The organism is Bradyrhizobium sp. 191 (genome assembly GCF_023100985.1).
Taxonomy (GTDB): Bacteria; Pseudomonadota; Alphaproteobacteria; order Rhizobiales; family Xanthobacteraceae; genus Bradyrhizobium; species Bradyrhizobium diversitatis.
Map to the genome: position 1 here is coordinate 79,553 of NZ_CP064692.1, position 20,769 is coordinate 100,321.

Consider the following 20,769-nt stretch of genomic DNA (forward strand, 5'->3'; position numbering starts at 1 on the left):
ACGCATCATTACGATGGCCGAACGATATCAGGATAGACCGTTTCCTTCCGATGACTATGGTCGCGGCGGCGATCAGCGTGGGAAGGCGGAAAATGATCCCTTGGCCGAGCTCGCCCGCCTGATCGGACAAACCGATCCGTTTGCAGCGCAGGGCCGGCCGACCGCGCGCGCGCCGGCAACGCCGACCCGGAGCTATCATCCGGACGATTATCGCCAGGACGATTTTCGCCAGGACGATGATCAACAGAATTATGCCGAGCAGGCCCCGCCGCCGCCCGGGCCGCCCTCATGGATGCGACGCGCCAACGTGCAGCCCGCACCCGCGCCGGAGCCTGACTATCCCGTCTCGGTCAGCCCGGTTCATCCGCTGCATCGCTATTCGGCCAAGCCTGCCGCGCCCGAACCCGATGTTCATCAGGCTCAGGCCTATCAGGATCACCCATATCAGGATCAGGCATATCAAGCTCAAGCCTACCAGCAGCACGGCCAAGCTTACCAGGATCAGGCCGAGCAGGAATCGTACGCGCAGACAGATCCGTCGCGCTACGACGATGCGCTCTACGGCCGGCTGGAGACAGGCGAGCAGGACTATCAGCGCGATCCCGCCTATCCGGACGACCCTTACGCGTTCCAAAGCGACTACCCCGACGACGCCGAAATCGAAGAGCCGAAGAAGCAGCGCGGTGGCATGATGACGGTCGCGGCGATCCTCGCGCTCGCCGTGGTCGGTACCGGTGCGGCCTTCGCCTACAAGACCTATATGGGCTCGCCCCGCAGCGGCGAGCCGCCGATCATCAAGGCCGATAACACGCCGACCAAGATCGTGCCGGCGCCGACGGACTCATCGGCCAAAGTGCCGGACCGTATGGCCAGCGGTGACGGCACCGAGAAGATCGTGCCGCGCGAGGAGGCGCCCGTCGACGTCAACGCCAAGGCGGGCGGTCCTCGCGTCGTGTTCCCACCGCTGAACCAGAATGCGAACCCGCCGTCGGTGGCCAGCGTCTCGCCATCTGCGGTTCCGTCGCCCAGCACGGGGCCGGTCCCGGGCAATGGGACGTTGCCGAGCAATTCGCCGCGCCCGATCCGGACCGTCGCCGTAAAGGGCGACCAGACCGACGGCACCGTGCCGCAATCGGCCGCCGCCAAGCCGACGATCGTCGCGCCCAAGCCTGTTGCCGCGCCCGCAGCGACGGCGGCGCCGCACAATTCGCCGACCTCGGCAAATGCCAGCCTCAACCAGCCGCTTTCACTCGCGCCGCAGTCGGGACCGACGGCCGAGCCTGCGCACCGGATGGCTGCCACCAACCCGACGCAGATCGCCCCCGCCAGCAACGGTGGCGGCTACATCGTGCAGGTGTCCTCGCAGCAAAGCGAAGACAGCGCCGCGGCGTCCTACCGAGTGCTTCAGAGCAAGTACGGCAACGTGCTCGGCTCCCGTTCGCCGGTGATCAAGCGGGTTGATCTGACCGACAAGGGCAAGGGGATCGTCTATCGCGCCTTCGCGGGTCCCTACGCTTCGGCCGAGGAGGCGACGCAGGCCTGCAACAGCCTGAAGGCTGCCGGCCTGTCCGCCTGCTTCATCCAGAGGAATTAACGGCCGTTTCCTTGACCCCCTCGCGGGGCAGGGTTAATCGGCCGTTATGAGCACGCGGGCCTTCATTACCGGCGTATCCGGAACAGAACTGACCGCCGCCGAGCGGGAGTTCATCCGTGCCGAACGCCCATGGGGCTTCATCCTCTTCAAGCGCAACGTCGCGACGCCAGCCCAAGTCGCTGCATTGGTTGCGGAATTGCGGGCGGTTGCCAATGCTCCCGATGCTCCGGTCCTGATCGATCAGGAGGGCGGACGGGTGCAGCGGCTGGGCCCGCCGCACTGGCCGGTCTATCCGCCGGGCGCCGTATTCGCGACGTTGTACGACACTGATTCGGCGCTTGGGCTCACCGCGGCGCGCCTTAGCGCCCGCCTGATCGCTGCCGATCTCGCTGATCTCGGCATCACCGTTGACTGCCTGCCGCTGGCCGATGTGCCCGTGCCGGGTGCCGACGCCGTCATCGGGAACCGGGCCTATGGCACCGAGCCGGGCAAGGTCGCGGCAATTGCCCGTGCGGTCACCGAGGGCCTGGAGCAGGGCGGCGTCCTGCCGGTTCTCAAGCATATTCCCGGTCATGGCCGGGCCACCGCCGACACCCATTTCAAGCTGCCGACGGTCGACACGCCCCGGGACGAGCTGGAACGGACCGATTTCGCCCCGTTCAAGTCACTCGCGGATCTGCCGATGGCCATGACTGCACATGTTGTGTTTAGCGCGGTCGACCCCGCCCATCCGGCGACGACATCTGCGACAATGATTGCTGACGTGATTCGCGGCGCAATCGGGTTCCAGGGTTTGTTAATGAGTGATGACGTGTCGATGAACGCGCTGTCGGGGAATATCGCCGAGCGGACCCGCGCCATCTTCGCGGCCGGCTGCGACGTTGCCCTGCATTGCAACGGCAACATCGAGGAGATGCGCGACGTCGCCGGCCAGACACCTGAATTGTCGGGCAGGGCATTGGAGCGGGCGAAAGCCGCGCTCGCCGCACGCAAGCCGCCGCAGCCACTCGACCGGGCCGCCGCGCGCGCGGAACTGGACGCATTGATCGCACGGGCAAACACGGCATCGGCATGACCGCAGAAATCCTATCGTTCGAAACCGGGCGGCCTGCAGAGCTCGCCGAGGGTGAGCCGGCGTTGGTGGTGGACGTCGAGGGCTATGAGGGCCCGCTCGACCTCCTGCTCGCATTGGCGCGACAGCAGAAGGTCGACCTCGCCAAGATTTCGATCCTGGCGCTGGCCGACCAGTACCTCCACTTCATCGAGGCCGCGCGGAAGATCCGGCTCGAGCTTGCCGCCGACTATCTCGTCATGGCGGCCTGGCTTGCCTTTCTGAAGTCGCGCCTGCTGCTGCCGGAGCCGCCGAGTGCGGAAGGCCCGAGCGCGGAGCAGATGGCGACGGCACTGGCCAACCGCCTGCGTCGGCTGGAAGCCATACGCGAAGCGGCCAACCGACTCATGAACAGGCCGCAATTGCAGCGCGACATCTTCCCGCGCGGCGAGCCCGAGCAGATCGCCGAGATCAAGCATCCGAAATACACCGCGACGCTGTACGACCTGCTCACCGCCTACGCCGCACAGCGCCAGTCGCGCGTGCTGGCGAGCGTGCATCTGGCCAAGCGCACGGTGTGGTCGCTCGCCGAGGCGCGTGCCACGCTGGAGCGGCTGGTCGGCAGCCTCAACGAACAGGACGACTGGGGCGTGCTCGACGATTTTCTGATCCGGCATGTCGCCGATCCGACGCAGCGGGCAACGGTGTTCGCCTCGAGCTTTGCCGCCGCGCTCGAGCTGGTGCGCGAAGGTCAGCTTGAGCTGAACCAGAAAGAGGCGTTTGCGCCGATCTATTTCCGGAAGGGACGCCCAAAGCCGGTCCCGGACGCAGCCCCTGCGCCCGACGCGCCGGTCGCCTAAGTGCAAGAAGGAGAATCTGCCATGGCAAGCCTGGCTGAAGTGCGGGTAGAAGAGGCCGAGCCGATGGAGAACGAATCCCAGGCACGTCCCGAAGAATTGCGGCTGCTTGAAGCGCTGCTGTTCGCGTCGAGTGAACCGCTGGATACCGCGACGCTGGCCAAGCGCATGCCCGAGGGCGTGGACGTGAAGGCCGCGCTTGAGCAGCTCCAGGCCGATTATGCCTCGCGCGGCGTCAACCTCGTGCGTGTCGCCAACAAATGGACATTCCGCACGGCCGGCGACCTCGCCTGGCTGATGACGCGGGAGACCACCGAGACCCGCCGCCTGTCGCGTGCGGCGATCGAGGTGCTGGCGATCATCGCCTATCACCAACCGGTGACACGTGCTGAGATCGAGGAGATCCGCGGTGTCGTGACCTCAAAGGGCACGCTCGACGTGCTGCTGGAGACCGGCTGGATCAAGCCGCGTGGCCGCCGCAAGACGCCCGGCCGCCCCTTGACCTTCGGAACCACCGAGGAATTCCTGTCGCAATTCACCCTGGAACAGCTCGGCGACCTGCCGGGCCTCGAAGAGCTGAAGGGCACGGGCCTGCTGGATTCGCGGCTGCCGACTGGATTTAGCGTGCCGACGCCGTCCGACGACCCGGCTCTGCGCGAGGACGAGGATCCGCTGGAACCGGGCGAGGACCTCGATCTCGCGCTGGCGCCTGCGGTCGAGCCCGAGACGCCGGAAGGCGGCAATGAGGGCGGCAGCGAAGGCGGCGCCGAGGACTGATGCCCGTCCGCTTACGGGACCTGCGACCGGTTAACACTAGCAAGATTGCGTAGTGCCGACAGCGAATTGGCGCTGCCTTGGTCCTTGTTTTTGAGACCTGCCAAGCCTAGGTTTCGGTGAAGATCGGCCGGGTCCCCGGCCATGCGCGTTTGGAGGGTTGCAGGATGGGTTCACTCAGCATTTGGCACTGGATCTTGGTGATCGCAGTGGTCCTGCTGCTGTTCGGCCGCGGCAAGATTTCGGATCTGATGGGCGACGTGGCGCAGGGCATCAAGGCCTTCAAGAAGGGCATGCAGGACGACGACAAGCCCGCCGAGAAGCCCGAGCCGGCCAAGTCGATCGAGCACAATGGTGCGCCGACTGCCGCACGGTCCGACGTCGGCAGCAAGGCCGTCTAAGCCAGAGAGCACGCGAGACACGGGTAGCGGCCCCGATCCTGCGCGCGAGGATTGGGCCGGCTCCGGCTGGCGTGAACGGAAGACCTCATGTTCGACATCGGGTGGAGTGAACTGGTCCTGATCGGGGTCGTGGCCCTGATCGCCATCGGCCCGAAAGAGCTGCCGGGCGTGTTGCGCATGGTCGGGCAATGGATGGGCAAGGCCCGCAAGATGGCTGCGGAGTTCCAGGGCCAATTCCAGGAAGCGATGCGCGAGGCCGAGATGGCCGACCTCAAGAAGAGCTTTGACGAGGTCAAGGAAGCCGCCACCGGCTTTGCCAGCAACAATCCGCTGACCTCGCTCCAGAAGGACGTCAGCGACGCGCTCCGCGTCGATGCGCTGGACAAGCCGGCCGAGACGCCTGCCGCCACCGCCATCGATCCGCCCCTCACACCGACGGCACCGGAAACGCCGACGCCTGCGACCTTCATGGAAGCCGAAGCGCATGCGGCTGCGAACGAGCCTCTCGCGATCACGCGTGACGTCGAACAGGCACCGGTTGCGCAGGACACCGCGCCATCCGAGGCGATCAAGGACGCCAAAGCGTCATGACCGACGCCGATATCGAGGCCAGCAAAGCCCCGCTGATGGACCATCTGATCGAGCTGCGCTCGCGGCTGATCAAGGCGCTGCTCGGCTTTGGCATTGCCTTCATCTTCTGCTTCTTCTTCGCCAAGCAGATCTACAACGTTCTGGTCTGGCCGTTCGTGTGGGTCGCAGGGCCCGAGAACTCCAAGTTCATCTACACGGCGCTGCTGGAATATTTCATCACACAGCTGAAGCTCGCGCTGTTCGGCGCCGGCTTCATCTCGTTCCCGATCGTGGCGACGCAGATTTACAAGTTCGTGGCGCCCGGGCTCTACAAGCATGAGAAGCAGGCCTTCCTGCCGTATCTGGTCGCCACCCCGTTCTTCTTCGTGCTCGGCGCGGCGCTGGTCTATTTCGTCGTGCTGCCGATGCTGGTCCGCTTCTCGCTCGGCATGCAGCAGGCCGGTAGCGACGAGACCGCGCAGATCCAGCTCCTGCCCAAGGTCGGCGAATATCTGTCGCTGATGATGTCGCTGATCTTCGCCTTCGGCATCGCCTTCCAGCTTCCGGTGATCCTGACGCTGCTCGGCCGCATCGGCATCGTCACCTCGAAGATGCTGCGCGAGAAGCGCCGCTACTTCATCGTGATCGCCTTCGTCATCGCGGCCGTGCTGACACCGCCCGACGTGCTGAGCCAGTGCTCCCTGGCCATTCCGCTGATGGCGCTCTACGAGGGCTCGATCATCGCGGTCGCCATGGTGGAGAAGAAGGCGGCGGCTTCGCAGGCCGCCACCGGCACCGACGTGTCGACGCCGGCCAATCCGGCGGAGTAGGGCGACCAAGCCCACCGGTGTCATTCCCCGCGAAAGCGGGGAATCCAGTACACCGCGGCCCCTCGGGGAAACACTGACGTCTCTGGAATACTGGATCGCCCGCTTTCGCGGGCGATGACAGAATGCTAGGGGAAAGCGCGCCAATGTAAGTTGTCAGCATAAACGTTGACTATTTGCGCGCTGATCCAGGACCACGGCCATGCACGACATCAAATCGATCCGCGACAATCCGCAAGCCTTCGACGCCGGCCTCGCACGGCGCGGTTTGAAGCCGATGTCGGCCTCGCTGCTGGCGATCGACGAGAGGCGGCGTGCGGCGATCCTCGCCTCCGAGCAGGCGCAGGCGCGGCGCAATGCGGCTTCGAAGGAGATCGGCGATGCCAAGAAGGCCAAGGACGAGGCGCGCGCCGCCAAGCTGATGGCCGAGGTCGCCGAGCTCAAGACCACGATGCCGCAGCTCGAAGCCGCCGCCAAGGCAGCCGACGAGGAGCTGACAAAAGAGCTGTCGGCGATTCCGAACATTCCGTTCGACGAAGTGCCTGACGGCGTCGACGAGCACGGCAACGTCCAGCACCACGTGTTCGGCAACAAGCGCAACTACAGCTTCGCGCCAAAACTGCATGACGATCTCGGCATCGCGCTCGGCTATATGGATTTCGAGGCGGCGGCCAAACTCTCCGGCGCTCGCTTCGTCGTGCTGAAGAAGGGGCTGGCGCGGCTCGAACGCGCCATCGGCCAGTTCATGCTCGATCTGCACACGACCGAGCATGGCTACACCGAGATCAATCCGCCGCTCCTGGTGCGCAACGAGGTGATGTTCGGCACCGGGCAACTGCCGAAATTCGAAGACGACCAGTTCTGGGCGATCAAGGGCGAACTGCTCGCCTCGCCCGACCTTGAGCGGTTGAAGACCGAGCGCCTCGGCCTGATCCCCACCGCCGAGGTGTCGCTCACCAATCTCGCGCGCGAATCCATTCTCGACGAGAAGCAATTGCCGATGCGGCTCACCGCGCTGACGCCGTGTTTCCGTGCCGAGGCGGGCGCGGCCGGGCGCGACACGCGCGGCATGATCCGCCAGCACCAGTTCACCAAGGTCGAGCTGGTCTCGATCACCGCGCCGGAAACCAGCAAGGATGAGCTGGAGCGGATGCTGTCCTGCGCCGAGCAGGTGTTGCAGAAGCTCGACCTGCATTATCGCGTCATGACGCTGTGCGCAGGAGATATGGGCTTCTCGTCGCAGAAAACCTATGACATCGAGGTCTGGATGCCCGGACAGGGCGATGGCGGCATGTTCCGCGAGATCTCAAGCTGCTCCGTCTGCGGCGACTTCCAGGCGCGGCGCATGGATGCGCGCTCGCGTGGGCCGGACGGCAAGCCGCGCTTCGTGCACACGCTGAACGGCTCCGGCACCGCAGTCGGCCGCGCGCTGATTGCGGTGATGGAGACTTATCAGCAGGAGGACGGCTCGATTGCGGTCCCCAGCGTGCTCCAGCCCTATATGGGCGGGCTGAAGGTGATCGCGCGCGACTAAAGCGTTTGCGAGCGAAGTGGATACCGGTTCGCGTCAAGAAAACGCGGCATGACGAGAATCGCGTTGCGAAGATCGGACGGCCGGCTATCCTGCCGGCCCCTCAACGCGACCCCACCCTTCATGCCCTTGCACCGCGACATCTTCTGGATCGGCAGACAATGGGCGGTGACAGGTGCCGGGATCCAGGCCATCGATCAGCGTCTTCGCGGCGTGCTTGACATCGATATCGCGCGGCTCTGGGACGACGATCTCGTGCAGAGCCGACGAGCCAAGCCCGGAGTGAATGCTGCGGATTTCGACAAAGCGCTGACGGTGGCACGCGAACGGTTTCCGCAGGCGCCGACACCTGACCCGTTCGTCGCGCAGCTGGAGGCGCTCGGTGTGATCGAGGCTCCCGTCCTGAATCCGGTCGTGCCGGCGATGCAACTGCGAGCGGAGGGCCGGCTCGCGCGTTTCCTGCCGCAATGGCGCATTCGCCGCTAAAGCGCGATGAGATTTGGATGAATCGTCATCGCGCTTTAGGTCTTTGATTGAGCATGATCTTTTCGGAAAACCGCTTTACACTTTTCCGGATCATGCTCTAGCGGGACCAGGCCGGGAACCTGCTGCCGGGCCCTGATCAGCCGGTTTGCCTGATGGGCTGCGGCCGGATATGACAGATCAAACGGTTTTCGGAATCGACCTCGCGCATGCGCATTCTCTGCACCAATGACGACGGCATCCATGCTCCCGGCCTCAAGGTCGTGGAGGAGATCGCGCGCGCCTTGTCGGACGACGTCTGGGTGGTGGCGCCCGAGCTCGACCAGTCCGGCGTGTCGCATTCGCTGTCGCTGAACGATCCCTTGCGCCTGCGCGAGGTCGGCCCGCGGCACTTTGCCGTGCGCGGCACACCGACGGACTGCGTCATCATGGGGGCCCGCCATATCCTGGGTGCCAAGCTGCCTGATGTCGTGCTGTCCGGCGTCAACAAGGGCCGCAACGTCGCCGAGGACGTGGTCTATTCCGGCACCATTGCCGGCGCGCTGGAGGGCACCATCCTGGGGCTGCCGTCATTCGCACTGTCGCAGGAATTCAGTGTCGAGACCCGTGAACGGCCGCCGTGGGACACCGCGCGCAAATTCGGGCCCGACATCCTGCGCAAGGTGATCGCTGCCGGCGTTCCCAAAGACACCGTCATCAACGTCAATTTCCCGTCCTGTGCGCCGGAGGATGTGCTGGGCGTCCGCGTCACGCGCCAGGGCAAGCGCAATCTCGGCTTCCTCAAGATCGACGAGCGCAGCGATGGCCGCGGCAATCCCTATTTCTGGATCGGCTTCGAGCGCACCGCGATGATGGATACGCCCGCCGACGGCACCGATCTCGCGGCGTTGCGCGAGCGCTACGTTTCCGTCACGCCGCTCAGGCTCGATCGCACCAACGAGGCATTTTCGGAAGAGCTGAGCCTCACGCTGAAATAGGGCTCGATCCCTTGCCGTTCCGATGGAATCGGAACGGGGCTCTGGATTCCTGTTTCGACGCGTTTTCGTGACGCGAACCGGCGTCGACTTCGCTCGAAAACCCTCTAGCCGCCGCGAAGCGCGGCTTCGATGGTTCTGCCGAGCGCATCGAGCTGAAACGGCTTTTGCAGCGACGGCCGGTCGCGGTATTGCTCGGGCAGGCCGGAAGAGCCGTAACCGGTGGCGAAGATGAATGGGCGGCCCTTCGCCATGATGACGTCGGCCACTGGCGAGATGACCTTGCCGTTGACGTTGACGTCCAGAATGGCGAGGTCGAACTCGGTGGATTGCGCAAGCCGCATGGCTTCGGTGATGTCGCCCGCTTCGGCGGCAACCTTGTAGCCGAGCTCCTCCAGCATGTCCGCGACCATCATTCTGATCATGACCTCGTCTTCGACGAGGAAAACAGAGCGGCCCGAAAGCCCTGTCGCAGTCATTGGTGAGTCCTTGTCCATTTTCGTGAACGTTCGCAGATAACGATAGGGGGCGCAATGCGCGTTTCGGCGAACGCAAACCCGCAAACGGCTTAGCGCTTTGAAAGCCCGGTTGTGGTCAAATGCTGCGCCGAAAGGCTATCATGAGTTCCTGAGCCGGAACAAGATTCTCGTCTCGGGTTCTTGCGGTGCAACGCGATGCGCCAGACGAGATGAGCAACAGCAGCTATGACGTCCCATCAGCACCCGCCGGAAAAGATGATGTTTCAGCTGACGCTGAGGCGTCGGGGCATCAGCGATCAGGCCGTGCTGAGGACCATGGAGGAAGTGCCGCGCGAGCTTTTCGTCGAGGACGCCGATCGCGACGGCGCCTATCGTGACAGCGCGCTGCCGATCGCCTGCGGGCAGACCATCAGCCAGCCCTTCGTCGTCGCCTACATGACCGAGCAGCTCCAGCTCAAGAAGCAGCACCGGGTGCTCGAAATCGGCACCGGGTCTGGCTACCAGGCCGCCGTGCTGTCGCGGCTTGCTGGCCAGGTGCTGACCGTCGAACGCTATCGCAAGCTCGCCGACACGGCACGCGCCCGACTCGAAAAGCTCGATTGTCACAATGTCGAGGTGATGCTCGGCGACGGCCTCAATCTGCCTCCCAATATCGGTCCGTTCGATCGCATCATCGTCACCGCCGCGCTGGAGCAGATTCCGGACAACCTGATCGAGCGGCTGGAGGTCGGAGGCGTCCTGATCGCCCCGGTCGGCCCGCATCAGGGCGTGCAGACGCTGACCCGCCTGACCCGCAGCGAGGCCGGAATCGAGCGGAGGGAACTCGTCGAGGTCCGCTTCGTACCGGCACTGCCCGGGGTGGCGCGGGAACTGTAGAACCCGGATCGGCTGTGCCGCCAACACCTTATTGGGAGGGTTAAGCCGTTATTTACTCGGCAGGTGTTTACTTAAAAGACCAGTTCTGTTGCGTACGAGTGAGTAACCATGTCCGCTGTCGCCGAGTTGCTTTACTCGCGCCGCGTGCCGCAGGTCGCGGCGCTGGCGCTGATCTCCTTCAGCTTTGCAGGGTGCAGCGCCGACATGTCGTCGCGTCTGTCCCAGACGAATTTCTCCAATCCCTTCGCCTCGGAATCCACGGGATCGGTGCAGCAGGCACCGCCGCCGCAACGTGAGCTGCCGCAATATGCGCGGCCGCAGACGCAACCCGGCTATTATCAGTCGCAGCCCTTGCCGGCGCCGGCAGTGTCCGCGCCGCAATCCTATCCGGTCGCGTCGGGTGGGGGAGTGTCCGGTGGCGGACGCGGCGTCGGCTCCTATGCGCCTCCGGCGCAGCCGCGTCTCGAGACCACGGCCACCGTGCCGCCGCGCTCGGTTGCGGCCGCCCAGCCGACCGGCGGGACCAAGATCATCGTCGGTACCAGCGACACGCTGGACGTCTTGGCGAAGCGCTATCGCGTCACGCCGCAGGCGATCCTTGCCGCCAACGGCTACAAGGGGCCGCGCGCGCTCTCGCCGGGCCAGCAGCTGATCATTCCGCATCCGGCGACGGCCGCTGCGCCGGTGCCCGCGCCGGCGATGGTGCCCGTTGCGGCAGCGCCCGCGGCCAAGCCGGTTGCGGCCATGGCTGCGCCGTCGAGCACCCATTTCGTCAATCGCGGCGACACGCTCGCCAGCATTGCGCGGAAGAATCGTATCTCGGCGGCTGAACTCGCCCGTGCAAACGGCCTCGATCCGTCGGCCAAACTCAAGCTCGGCACCAAGCTGACCGTGCCCGGCGCGAAGACTGCGGCCGTCGCGGCGCCGGTTGCTGCGGCTCCGGTCGGGGCTGCTCCGGTGGCCGGAACGCTCCAGCCCGTAGCGGCCGCTCCCGCGCCTGTCACCAAGATGGCGGCGGCCACGCCGGTGCAGAGCGCGCGCCTGGCCCAGGCCACGGCCAATGTCGAAGAGAAACCCGCCGAGACGCCGGCGAAGGCCGCGGAGGCCACCGGTGCGCTGCCGACCTTCCGCTGGCCCGTCCGCGGCAAGGTGGTCACGAGCTACGGCGCCAAGACCAATGGCAAAGCCAATGACGGCATCAATCTCGCGGTGCCCGAAGGGACGCCCGTGAAGGCGGCCGAAGACGGCGTCGTCGCCTATTCCGGCAACGAGCTGAAAGGTTACGGCAATCTGGTCCTGGTTCGGCACTCCAATGGCTACGTCACCGCATATGCCCATGCGAGTGAGCTGTTGGTGAAGCGCGGAGACACCATCAAGCGCGGCCAGGTCATTGCCAAGTCGGGTCAATCCGGGGAGGTGGCGTCGCCGCAGCTCCACTTCGAGATCCGCAAGGGATCCAGCCCGGTTGACCCGCTTCAATTTCTGAACGGGGCGTGAGGCCTCCGCAGCCTCCGCACGAACGGCGTCGTCGCCCGGCTCGACCGGGCGACCGGTATTTCAGAGACGGTAATTTATTGAGCCGATAAGCCGCGGCGTACCGGATCGCCCGCTTTCTTGACCGGGCGATGACAGTTGAATTCGGGGTAACAGCTCGCGCTACTTCGCCGTCAGCTTCACACCCAGCCGTCCCGCCAGCTCCTGCACGAACTGCCAGGCGACCCGGCCCGAGCGCGAGCCGCGCGTCGTCGACCATTCCAGCGCCTCGCGCTCCAGCGCTTCGTCATCGATCCTGATGCCGAAATGGCTGCAATAGCCGCGCACCATGGCGAGATATTCGTCCTGGCTGCAGCGGTGAAAGCCGAGCCAGAGGCCGAAGCGATCCGACAGCGACACCTTCTCCTCGACCGCCTCGCCCGGATTGATCGCGGTCGAGCGCTCGTTCTCGATCATCTCGCGCGCCAGCAGGTGGCGGCGGTTCGAGGTGGCGTAGAGAATGACGTTCTCGGGCCGGCCCTCGATGCCGCCTTCGAGCACGGCCTTGAGCGACTTGTAGGAGGCATCGTTGCCGTCGAAGGAGAGATCGTCGCAGAACACGATGAAGCGGAAGGACGAGGCCCGCAGCTGCTCCATCAGCGCGGGGAGGCTCTCGATGTCCTCGCGGTGGATCTCGATCAGTTTCAGCTTGTCGGCCGGTTTGCGCTCCGCGTTGATGCTGGCATGCGCTGCCTTCACCAGCGACGACTTGCCCATGCCGCGCGCACCCCAGAGCAGGGCGTTATTGGCCGGCAGGCCATTGGCGAAGCGCTCGGTGTTCTCCATCAGGATGTCGCGCATCCGGTCGACGCCCTGCAGCAGGAACAGCTCGACGCGGCTGACGCGGGGCACGGCCGCGAGGCGCCCGTCGGGATGCCAGACATAGGCGTCCGCGCGCTCGAACGACTCGGCCTCGGCGGCCGGCATGCCCTGGGCGGAGAGGTGCGCCGCGATCGTCTCCAGCGCGCGCACGATGCGCTCCTGGGAAAGGTCTGGGGCTGCCTTGGCTATGGCTTTGGAGGCTGCCGTGGGGCGTTTTGCCGCGACGCGGGCGGGCTTCCTGGCAGGGGTGCGGGGGCCTTTGCCGGCCGGGCTTTTGCTAAGGTTTTTGGGCATGTCCGAAGTTCCTGAGAACGCAGCCTTATCGGGCCTGACGGCGCGCCGCAAGGTGGCGCAAAAGGGCGGTCTGGCAGCGTTGCAATTGGGGCAATGGCCGCTATAGTCCGCGCGAATTTGACCGAACCGGTCGCCCTCGAGGGCCTGACCGGCTTTCCCCCGTTCTCACGAGGATCGTCCGAATGCTGATTACCCCTGCGTATGCCCAGGCCGCGGGCGCCGGCGACACCAACAGCATGTTGATGTCGCTGCTGCCGTTCGCCCTGATCTTCGTGATCATGTACTTCCTGATTCTGCGTCCGCAGCAGAAGAAGGTCCGCGACCACGCCGAGCTCGTGAAGAACATCCGCCGCGGCGACACCGTCGTGACCTCGGGCGGCCTCGTCGGCAAGGTCACCAAGGTCGTCGACGACGACCAGATCGAGTTCGAGATTTCCGACGGCGTGCGCGTGCGGCAGATGCGCCAGATGATCTCCGGCGTGCGAGCCAAGGGCGAGCCGGCGAAAGAAAGCTCGAAGGATAGCGCCAAGGACGACACCGCGGCGAAGTGAGCGCTCGCGCGAGTCTCTCAAGTCTCCTGATCTGACAGGTCCAGTCGATGTTGTATTTCACGCGGTGGAAGGCGCTGGGGATTATCCTGACGGCGCTGATCGTGTGCCTCTGCGCGATCCCCAACTTCTTCCCCGAGGAGCAGGTCAAGACCTGGCCCGCCTGGGCGCAGCGCCGGCTCGTGCTCGGCCTCGACCTCCAGGGCGGCTCCTATCTGCTGCTCGAGGTCGATTCCAACTACGTGAAGAAGGAGCGGCTCGACCAGGTCCGCGACGACGTTCGCCGGACGCTGCGCGATGCCAAGATCGGCTTCACCGGCGGCGTCACCGTGCGCAACGACGCGGTCGAGGTTCGGATCACCAAGGAAGCCGATGCGCAGGCTGCACTCGCCAAGCTGCGGGAGCTGTCCCAGCCGCTGGGCGGCCTGATGGGATCCAGCGGTCAGCGCGACCTTGAGGTGGCTGATGCCGGCGGTGGTGTGATTCGCCTGAGCATCCCGCAGGCCGCGATGCTCGACCGCATGCGCAAGACCATCGAGCAGTCGATCCAGATCGTCGAACGCCGCGTCAACGAGCTCGGCACCGTCGAGCCCGTGATCCAGCGCCAGGGCAATGACCGCATCCTGGTGCAGGTCCCGGGTCTTCAGGACCCGACGCGCCTCAAGGAACTGCTGGGCAAGACCGCGAAGATGGAATTCCGCATGGTCGACACCTCCGTGCCGCCGGACCAGGCGCAGCAGGGCCGGTTGCCGCCGGAATCCGAGCTGTTGATGAGCGCATCGCCGCCGCCCACGCCCTACGTGGTCAAGAAGCAGGTGCTCGTCGCCGGCGGCGACCTGACCGACGCCCAGGCGAGTTTCGACCAGCGCACCGGCGAGCCGGTCGTCAGCTTCAAGTTCAACTCCTCGGGCGCGCGCAAGTTTTCGCAGGCCACGACGGAGAACGTCGGACTGCCCTTCGCGATCGTGCTCGACAACAAGGTGATCTCGGCGCCCGTGATCCGCGAGCCGATCACCGGCGGTCAGGGCCAGATCTCCGGCAATTTCACGGTGCAATCGGCCAACGATCTCGCGATCCTCCTGCGCGCCGGCGCGCTGCCGGCGCCGCTCACGGTGGTCGAGGAGCGCACCGTCGGTCCGGGCCTCGGCCAGGATTCGATCGAGAAGGGCGAGCTTGCGGCCTATGTCGGCTCGATCCTCGTCATCGTCTTCATGCTGCTGACCTACCGTCTGTTCGGCGTGTTCGCCAACATCGCGGTGGCGATCAACGTCGCGATGATCTTCGGCCTGCTGTCGCTGCTCAATGCCACGCTGACCTTGCCCGGCATCGCCGGCATCGTGCTCACTGTCGGCATCGCGGTCGACTCCAACGTGCTGATCTACGAGCGCATCCGCGAGGAGCTGCGCGGCGGCCGCAACGCGATCTCGGCCATCGACGCCGGCTTCAAGCGGGCGCTCGCGACCATCCTCGATTCCAACATCACCACCTTCATTGCCGCCGCGGTGCTGTTCTACATCGGCACCGGCCCAGTGCGCGGCTTTGCCGTGACGCTCGGAATCGGCATCATCACCACGGTGTTCACCGCCTTCACCATGACCCGGCTGATCGTCGCCTGGTGGGTGCGGTGGAAGCGGCCGCAGAGCGTGCCGATCTAGGAGCCTGATCGTGACTCACACCGTTCTCATCGGGCTCGGCGTCCTCATTGCCATTCTCACCGTGGTCTCGGTGTTCGGCTGGCTGCCGTCGCTGCGCATCGTCCCCGACGATACGCATTTCGACTTCACGCGCTTCCGCCGCATCAGCTTCCCGATCTCGGCGGCGCTGTCGATCGTCGCGATCACGCTGTTCTTCACCCATGGCCTGAATTTCGGCATCGATTTCAAGGGAGGCACGCTGCTCGAAGTGCGGGCCAAATCCGGCGCCGCCGACATCGCGGCGATGCGCACGACGCTGGATGGCTTGCGTCTTGGCGAAGTCCAGCTGCAGCAGTTTGGCGGACCCGAGAACGTCCTGATCCGCGTCGCGGAGCAGCCGGGCGGCGACGCCGCCCAGCAGGAGGCCGTGCAGAAGGTTCGCGCCGCGCTTGACGATTCCGTCGAATACCGCCGCGTCGAGGTGGTCGGCCCGCGCGTCTCAGGCGAATTGCTGGCCTACGGCATGCTCGGCCTGATGCTCGCGATCCTGGGCATCTTGATCTATCTCTGGTTCCGCTTCGAATGGCAGTTCGCGCTCGGCGCCATGATCGCGAACGTGCATGACATCGTGCTGACCATCGGCTTCATGTCGATCAGCCAGGTCGATTTCGACCTGACCAGCATCGCCGCACTGCTGACGATCCTGGGCTATTCGCTCAACGACACCGTCGTCATCTACGATCGTATCCGTGAAATGCTGCGGCGCTACAAGAAGATGCCGATGCCGCAGCTTCTCAACGAGTCCATCAACTCGACACTCTCGCGCTCGATCATCACTCACTTCACGGTGACGCTGGCGCTGCTTGCGCTGCTGTTGTTCGGCGGACACGCGATCCACAGCTTTACCGCAGTGATGATGTTCGGCGTGGTGCTGGTCGGCACCTACACCTCGATCTTCATCGCGGCCCCGATCCTGATCTACCTCGGCGTCGGCGAGCATCGCGAAGATGCGCCCGATACGGCTACGCCGGCGAAGAAAAACAAGGCATGATCCGAACCTCGTGCCCTCGCAGGAGTTTGCGAGGGCAGTAAGCCCATTCGGACGAAGCTCATGGCCGGCGATCCCAATGCTCCGCATTTCCCGCGCTCGGCGCCGATCGATGCCTATGGCAAGGGCGGCTTTGCCTTTGCCGGCATGTCGCATCGGGGCTCGCTGCTCTGCCTGCCGGACGCGATCTGGGCCTGGGACGTGACGGACCCCCAGAAGATCGATCGCTATTCGCTGGATCGCGTCTTCACGGCCGCCAACAGCATCGACACGCTCCTGGTCGGCACCGGAACCGGGCTCTGGCTGCCGCCGCCGGAGCTGCGTCAGGCGCTCAAGGCGGTGAGGGTGGTGCTGGACACGATGCAGACCGGACCCGCCGTACGCACCTACAACATCATGATCGGCGAACGGCGGCGGGTTGCCGCTGCGCTGATCGCCGTGCCATGAGCAGCCCTGCGCCGCCGCCCGATTCCGTTGCCTTCTGCGCCGAGCTGGTGCGCAGCCATGACTTTCCACGCTACGCCGCGACCCTGTTCGCGCCGGTCGCCGAGCGCCGTGCGTTGCTGGCCCTGTATGCCTTCAACGTCGAGATCGTCCGCGTCCGCGACCAGGTGAGCCAGCCTTTGCCGGGCGAAATCCGCCTGCAATGGTGGACCGATATGCTGTCAGGCCATGTCCATGGCAGCGCCGAGGGCAATCCGGTGGCGGCCGAGCTGCTCCGCGCGATCCGTGATTTCAATCTTCCGGTCGAGCCGCTGTCGCTGCTTGCCGACGAGCACCAGTTCGATCTCTACAACGACCCGATGCCGACCATGGCCGCGCTGGAAGGCTATCTGGCCGCGACCTCATCGGCGCTGTTCGGTCTGGCGGCGCAGGTTTTGGGACCTCCGTCGGAGGCGGTCGATCATCTCGCCCGCCATGCCGGGCTGGCGCAGGGCATCGTGCAGGTCATCGCCAACTTGCCGCGCGACGCCGCGCACCGGCAATTGTTCCTGCCGCAGCAGCTGATGGAGAGACACAATTGCAGCATCGAGGATGTCTTCGCCGGCAAGGAGACACCCAATCTCCATGCGGTGCTGGAGCAGCTTGCGGGTGAAGCCCGCCAGCATCTGACGACGGCTTCGTCGCTGCTGGCACAGGTGGCACCGTCGACGCGGCCGGCGTTTCTGCCGCTGAGCCAGGCGCAGGCCGATCTCGAGCGCCTGTCGCGTCCGGGACGCAACCCGTTTACGCTGCAGCCGTCGTCGCGGCTGCGCACGCTCTGGACATTGTGGCGCGCCTCGCGATCGCGTGAATTTACCAAATAGCGGCTGGCTTATCGCCTGAGCCCGCTAAATGCTCTATGCTGTCCTATGGCTGACTTATCCCGAAGCACGTCCGATCTCAGCGGCTTTCCGGTCGCACCAAGCGACATTCTTGCGGCCGCCGAGACCATCCGCGGCGCCGTCGTCGAGACGCCCTGCAGCCATAGCCGAACACTGAGCAGCATCTGCGGCTGCGACATCTGGCTGAAATTCGAAAACCTCCAGTTCACCTCCTCGTTCAAGGAGCGCGGCGCGCTCAACCGGCTCACCGCGCTGACGCCGGAAGAGCGCGTGCGGGGCGTGATCGCAATGTCCGCGGGCAACCACGCGCAAGGCGTCGCCTACCACGCCAAGCGGCTCGGCATTCCCGCCACCATCGTGATGCCGATCGGCACGCCCATGGTGAAGATCGAGAACACCAGGCATCACGGCGCCGAGGTGGTGGTCACGGGCGCGACGCTGGAAGAGGCGGCCGCCTTTGCGCGCAGCCAGGGTGAAGCGCGCGGCATGATCTTCGTCCACCCATATGACGATCCGCTTGTCATCGCGGGGCAGGGCACGATCGGGCTGGAAATGCTGAAGGCGGTACCGAATCTCGACACGCTGGTCGTTCCGATCGGCGGCGGCGGGTTGATCAGCGGTATCGCCATTGCCGCGAAATCGATCAAGCCGTCGCTGCGGATATTGGGCGTCGAGGCCTGGCTCTATCCCTCGATGTACAACGCCATCCATGACGGCAATCTGCCGGCGCGCGGCGACACGCTCGCCGAGGGCATTGCGGTGAAATCGCCGGGCAAGATCACCACCGAAATCGTGCGCCGCCTCGTCGACGACATAGCGCTGGTCAGCGAAGCCGAGCTCGAACGCGCGGTCGCCACCCTGATCTCGATCGAGAAGACCGTGGTCGAGGGTGCCGGCGCCGCGGGCCTCGCCGCGCTGATGTCCGATCCGTCCCGTTTTGCCGGCCAAAAGGTCGGCCTGGTGCTGAGCGGGGGCAACATCGATACGCGGCTGATTGCCTCCGTCCTCACCCGAGAGCTGGCGCGCGAGGGGCGGCTGACGCAGTTGTCGCTCGATATTCCTGATCGCCCCGGGCAGCTTGCCGCCGTGGCCGCGCTGCTGGCCGAAGCCGGCGCCAACATCATCGAGGTCTCGCATCAGCGGACCTTCTCAGATCTTCCGGCCAAGGCGACGCTGCTGCAGCTGGTCATCGAGACCCGCGACAGCGCGCATCTCGACGAGGTGATGGCGAGACTGAGCGCATCCGGACTGAGCGCGCGCTGCACCTGAGCGGTGCGCGGGCATGCCGCTACCGCGACGCCAGAGCCACGAGGTGACCGATCAGCCGATCGACCTCGGCTTCGGTGTTGTAATAGTGCGGCGATGCCCGCACGAGCGGCGGCAGCGAGCGGAGCTCGGCATCGATGCGGGTACTTGCTGGATCCGACGCGCCGATCGTGATGCCGGCGGCGGCAGCGCTGCCCACGATGGCGTCCGCCTCATACCCGTTCATCGTGAAGCTGACGATGGCGCCCGGCGCGCGGCCGAGGTCGCGAATGGCGAGGCCGCGGACCGACGCAAGGCCGCCCCGAAGGCGGTCCGCCAGCAGACGGCAGCGCTGCTCGATGGGACCCATGCCGATATCGAGTGCATAGTCAACGGCAGCGCCGAGCCCGAGCCGGGCCGCATAATTATTCTCCCAGGTCTCGAACCGGCGCGCATCGTCGCGGAGCCGATATTCATCGCGAGAGACCCAGGGTGCTGCAAAATGGTCGATCATCGGCGGCTCGAGCTGCTGCAGCAGTGCGCGGCGGACGTAGAGAAAGCCGGTGCCGCGCGGGCCGCGCAGGAATTTGCGGCCCGTGGCCGACAGCATGTCGCAGCCGATGGCTTCGACGTCGACCGCCATCTGCCCGACCGCCTGGCAGGCGTCGAGCAGATAGGGAATGCCATGCGCCCGCACGATCCTGCCGATTGCCTCTGCCGGATTGACCAGCCCGCCATTGGTCGGAACCCAGGTGATGGCGATCAGCTTCACGCGTCGGTCGATCATGCGCTCCAGCGCGTGCAGGTCGAGCTCGCCGCTGGCATCGCTCGGCACCACGTCGATGATCGCGCCGGTGCGCTTGGCGACCTGGAGGAAGGCGACATAGTTGGCGGCGTATTCCGCTTCGGCGGTCAGGATCCGGTCGCCCTGGCGAAACGGAAGCGAATAGAACGCCATCTGCCAGGCAACCGTCGCGTTCTCCACGAGGGCGATCTCGTCTGGGGCGGCATTCAGCAGGCGCGCGACCGAGCCATAGACCGCGTCGAGCCGATCGGACTCACGGTCGGCGGCGGCATAGCCGCCAATCTCGCTTTCCAGGTCGATATGTCCCTTCACCGCCGCGACGACCGGCGCCGGCATCAGAGCCGCACCCGCATTGTGCAGGTATGCGAGCCGGGAGGCGGCAGGCGTGTCGGCGCGTATCCGGTCGAGGTCAATCACTTGCGCCTCCGCTTCTCGCGATCTTCATGCATGAATTAGACGCGTCGAGGACTGCGAGCAAGACGGCGCAGTCTTGCTCAGATGCAGAGGCTGAGCAGCTTGATGGTGCAGGTGCTGGATTTGGGTTTGGTTGCGGGCGCCGCCTCGCGCTTCACGGCAACCAGCGGCTCCTTGTCCTTCTTGCCCTTACCCTTGCCCTTCGGCTCGTAATCGCCGGCGATCACCATGGCCCAATAGGTGCGCTTGCCGCTGGCATTCTTGGCGCTGGCGATGCCGACGCGGGAGGCGTTGTGCAGCAGCAGGTTCTTGCGGTGCCCGGACGAGTCGATCCACTGTCCCAGCGTCTTCTCGAAATTGTCGTAGCCGTAGGCGATGTTCTCGGCGGCGCGGCCCGCGCCCGCCGGCGCGACGCGGCGGTTGAAGGGCCCGAGCGCATCATGACTGAGGTCGTCCTTCGCCGCCATCGCGCGGGCCTGATCCATGGCAATGCGGTCGAGGGTGGCGTCGCGAACGACGCGGACCTCGCCGTGCTTGAGACGGAAGCTCGAGATCAGCTCGGCCGGCGAGTCGGCCATCGCGGGCGCGCCTGCCAGCAGCAGAAGGCCGGCCATCATCCCGCCAATCACACGATGCATCATCCTCCCCCGAGTGCCCATGAGCTTTGCCAGCCCTGCGCCATCC

The 20,769-nt window shown here is 65.4% G+C and carries 22 protein-coding genes; 18 read left to right on the top strand and 4 right to left on the bottom strand.

The window, feature by feature from the left end; all coding sequences use genetic code 11:
* Positions 1-13 precede the first annotated feature (13 nt).
* The 10 genes from IVB23_RS00350 to surE all read left to right on the top strand — a co-directional run bounded on the left by IVB23_RS00350 (position 14) and on the right by surE (position 9,065).
* Positions 14-1,594: an SPOR domain-containing protein gene (locus tag IVB23_RS00350; RefSeq protein ID WP_247802167.1), complete on the top strand. Its 1,581-nt coding sequence runs from the start codon at positions 14-16 to the stop codon at positions 1,592-1,594.
* A gap of 46 nt (positions 1,595-1,640) precedes the next feature.
* Positions 1,641-2,669 carry a beta-N-acetylhexosaminidase gene (gene nagZ, locus IVB23_RS00355; RefSeq protein ID WP_247802168.1) on the top strand — a complete coding sequence of 343 codons (1,029 nt, stop codon included), beginning with the start codon at positions 1,641-1,643 and terminating at the stop codon, positions 2,667-2,669.
* Complete coding sequence (locus tag IVB23_RS00360; protein WP_028179491.1) at positions 2,666-3,505, top strand: ScpA family protein; 840 nt, start codon at positions 2,666-2,668, stop codon at positions 3,503-3,505. The genes nagZ and IVB23_RS00360 overlap by 4 nt, the downstream gene beginning before the upstream one ends.
* A 21-nt stretch (positions 3,506-3,526) precedes the next feature.
* Complete coding sequence (gene scpB / locus IVB23_RS00365) at positions 3,527-4,279, top strand: SMC-Scp complex subunit ScpB (protein WP_061881794.1); 753 nt, start codon at positions 3,527-3,529, stop codon at positions 4,277-4,279.
* Between the two features lie 164 nt (positions 4,280-4,443).
* Positions 4,444-4,677: a twin-arginine translocase TatA/TatE family subunit gene (locus tag IVB23_RS00370; protein ID WP_018317874.1), complete on the top strand. Its 234-nt coding sequence runs from the start codon at positions 4,444-4,446 to the stop codon at positions 4,675-4,677.
* 87 nt (positions 4,678-4,764) lie between these two features.
* Positions 4,765-5,268, top strand: coding sequence for a Sec-independent protein translocase protein TatB (gene tatB, locus IVB23_RS00375; RefSeq protein ID WP_197966379.1), 504 nt, complete (start codon positions 4,765-4,767; stop codon positions 5,266-5,268).
* Positions 5,265-6,077: a twin-arginine translocase subunit TatC gene (gene tatC / locus IVB23_RS00380; RefSeq protein ID WP_197966378.1), complete on the top strand. Its 813-nt coding sequence runs from the start codon at positions 5,265-5,267 to the stop codon at positions 6,075-6,077. The genes tatB and tatC overlap by 4 nt, the downstream gene beginning before the upstream one ends.
* Before the next feature lie 199 nt (positions 6,078-6,276).
* Complete coding sequence (gene serS, locus IVB23_RS00385) at positions 6,277-7,608, top strand: serine--tRNA ligase (RefSeq protein ID WP_247802169.1); 1,332 nt, start codon at positions 6,277-6,279, stop codon at positions 7,606-7,608.
* Positions 7,609-7,728: 120 nt separating this feature from the next.
* Positions 7,729-8,091 (top strand): hypothetical protein, encoded by a 363-nt coding sequence (locus tag IVB23_RS00390; RefSeq protein WP_197966455.1) that lies wholly within the window; start codon positions 7,729-7,731, stop codon positions 8,089-8,091.
* A gap of 206 nt (positions 8,092-8,297) precedes the next feature.
* Complete coding sequence (surE, locus tag IVB23_RS00395; protein WP_061881789.1) at positions 8,298-9,065, top strand: 5'/3'-nucleotidase SurE; 768 nt, start codon at positions 8,298-8,300, stop codon at positions 9,063-9,065.
* A gap of 104 nt (positions 9,066-9,169) precedes the next feature.
* Here surE and IVB23_RS00400 read toward each other — a convergent pair whose 3' ends face one another.
* Complete coding sequence (locus IVB23_RS00400) at positions 9,170-9,541, bottom strand: response regulator (protein ID WP_061881864.1); 372 nt, start codon at positions 9,539-9,541, stop codon at positions 9,170-9,172.
* A gap of 225 nt (positions 9,542-9,766) precedes the next feature.
* Here IVB23_RS00400 and IVB23_RS00405 point away from each other — a divergent pair, with 225 nt between their 5' ends.
* Together IVB23_RS00405 and IVB23_RS00410 are read left to right on the top strand one after the other, a co-directional pair.
* On the top strand, positions 9,767-10,417 hold the full coding sequence (locus IVB23_RS00405; protein WP_247802170.1) for a protein-L-isoaspartate(D-aspartate) O-methyltransferase: 651 nt from the start codon (positions 9,767-9,769) through the stop codon (positions 10,415-10,417).
* 108 nt (positions 10,418-10,525) lie between these two features.
* Positions 10,526-11,914, top strand: coding sequence for a LysM peptidoglycan-binding domain-containing M23 family metallopeptidase (locus tag IVB23_RS00410; protein WP_247802171.1), 1,389 nt, complete (start codon positions 10,526-10,528; stop codon positions 11,912-11,914).
* A 159-nt stretch (positions 11,915-12,073) separates the two neighbouring features.
* Here the strand turns inward: IVB23_RS00410 and IVB23_RS00415 are convergent, their stop codons facing one another.
* Entirely contained in the window at positions 12,074-13,066 is a 993-nt protein-coding gene (locus tag IVB23_RS00415; RefSeq protein ID WP_247802172.1) for an ATP-binding protein, read from the bottom strand.
* A 182-nt stretch (positions 13,067-13,248) separates the two neighbouring features.
* Here IVB23_RS00415 and yajC point away from each other — a divergent pair, with 182 nt between their 5' ends.
* Genes yajC through IVB23_RS00445 form a run of 6 tightly spaced genes read left to right on the top strand, consistent with a single transcriptional unit; the run spans position 13,249 to position 18,890 of the window.
* On the top strand, positions 13,249-13,617 hold the full coding sequence (gene yajC / locus IVB23_RS00420; RefSeq protein WP_028179502.1) for a preprotein translocase subunit YajC: 369 nt from the start codon (positions 13,249-13,251) through the stop codon (positions 13,615-13,617).
* Positions 13,618-13,664: 47 nt separating this feature from the next.
* Entirely contained in the window at positions 13,665-15,269 is a 1,605-nt protein-coding gene (gene secD / locus IVB23_RS00425) for a protein translocase subunit SecD (RefSeq protein WP_061881786.1), read from the top strand.
* A 10-nt stretch (positions 15,270-15,279) separates the two neighbouring features.
* Positions 15,280-16,299 carry a protein translocase subunit SecF gene (gene secF, locus IVB23_RS00430; protein WP_247802173.1) on the top strand — a complete coding sequence of 340 codons (1,020 nt, stop codon included), beginning with the start codon at positions 15,280-15,282 and terminating at the stop codon, positions 16,297-16,299.
* Between the two features lie 60 nt (positions 16,300-16,359).
* Positions 16,360-16,743 carry an Mth938-like domain-containing protein gene (locus IVB23_RS00435; protein WP_061881784.1) on the top strand — a complete coding sequence of 128 codons (384 nt, stop codon included), beginning with the start codon at positions 16,360-16,362 and terminating at the stop codon, positions 16,741-16,743.
* Complete coding sequence (locus IVB23_RS00440) at positions 16,740-17,603, top strand: phytoene/squalene synthase family protein (RefSeq protein ID WP_247802174.1); 864 nt, start codon at positions 16,740-16,742, stop codon at positions 17,601-17,603. The genes IVB23_RS00435 and IVB23_RS00440 overlap by 4 nt, the downstream gene beginning before the upstream one ends.
* A 45-nt stretch (positions 17,604-17,648) precedes the next feature.
* Entirely contained in the window at positions 17,649-18,890 is a 1,242-nt protein-coding gene (locus IVB23_RS00445) for a threonine ammonia-lyase (RefSeq protein ID WP_247802175.1), read from the top strand.
* Positions 18,891-18,909: 19 nt separating this feature from the next.
* Here IVB23_RS00445 and IVB23_RS00450 read toward each other — a convergent pair whose 3' ends face one another.
* Together IVB23_RS00450 and IVB23_RS00455 are read right to left on the bottom strand one after the other, a co-directional pair.
* Positions 18,910-20,088: an aminotransferase class V-fold PLP-dependent enzyme gene (locus tag IVB23_RS00450; RefSeq protein WP_247802176.1), complete on the bottom strand. Its 1,179-nt coding sequence runs from the start codon at positions 20,086-20,088 to the stop codon at positions 18,910-18,912.
* Between the two features lie 77 nt (positions 20,089-20,165).
* Positions 20,166-20,723 (bottom strand): CAP domain-containing protein, encoded by a 558-nt coding sequence (locus IVB23_RS00455; protein ID WP_247802177.1) that lies wholly within the window; start codon positions 20,721-20,723, stop codon positions 20,166-20,168.
* Positions 20,724-20,769: the final 46 nt, after the last annotated feature.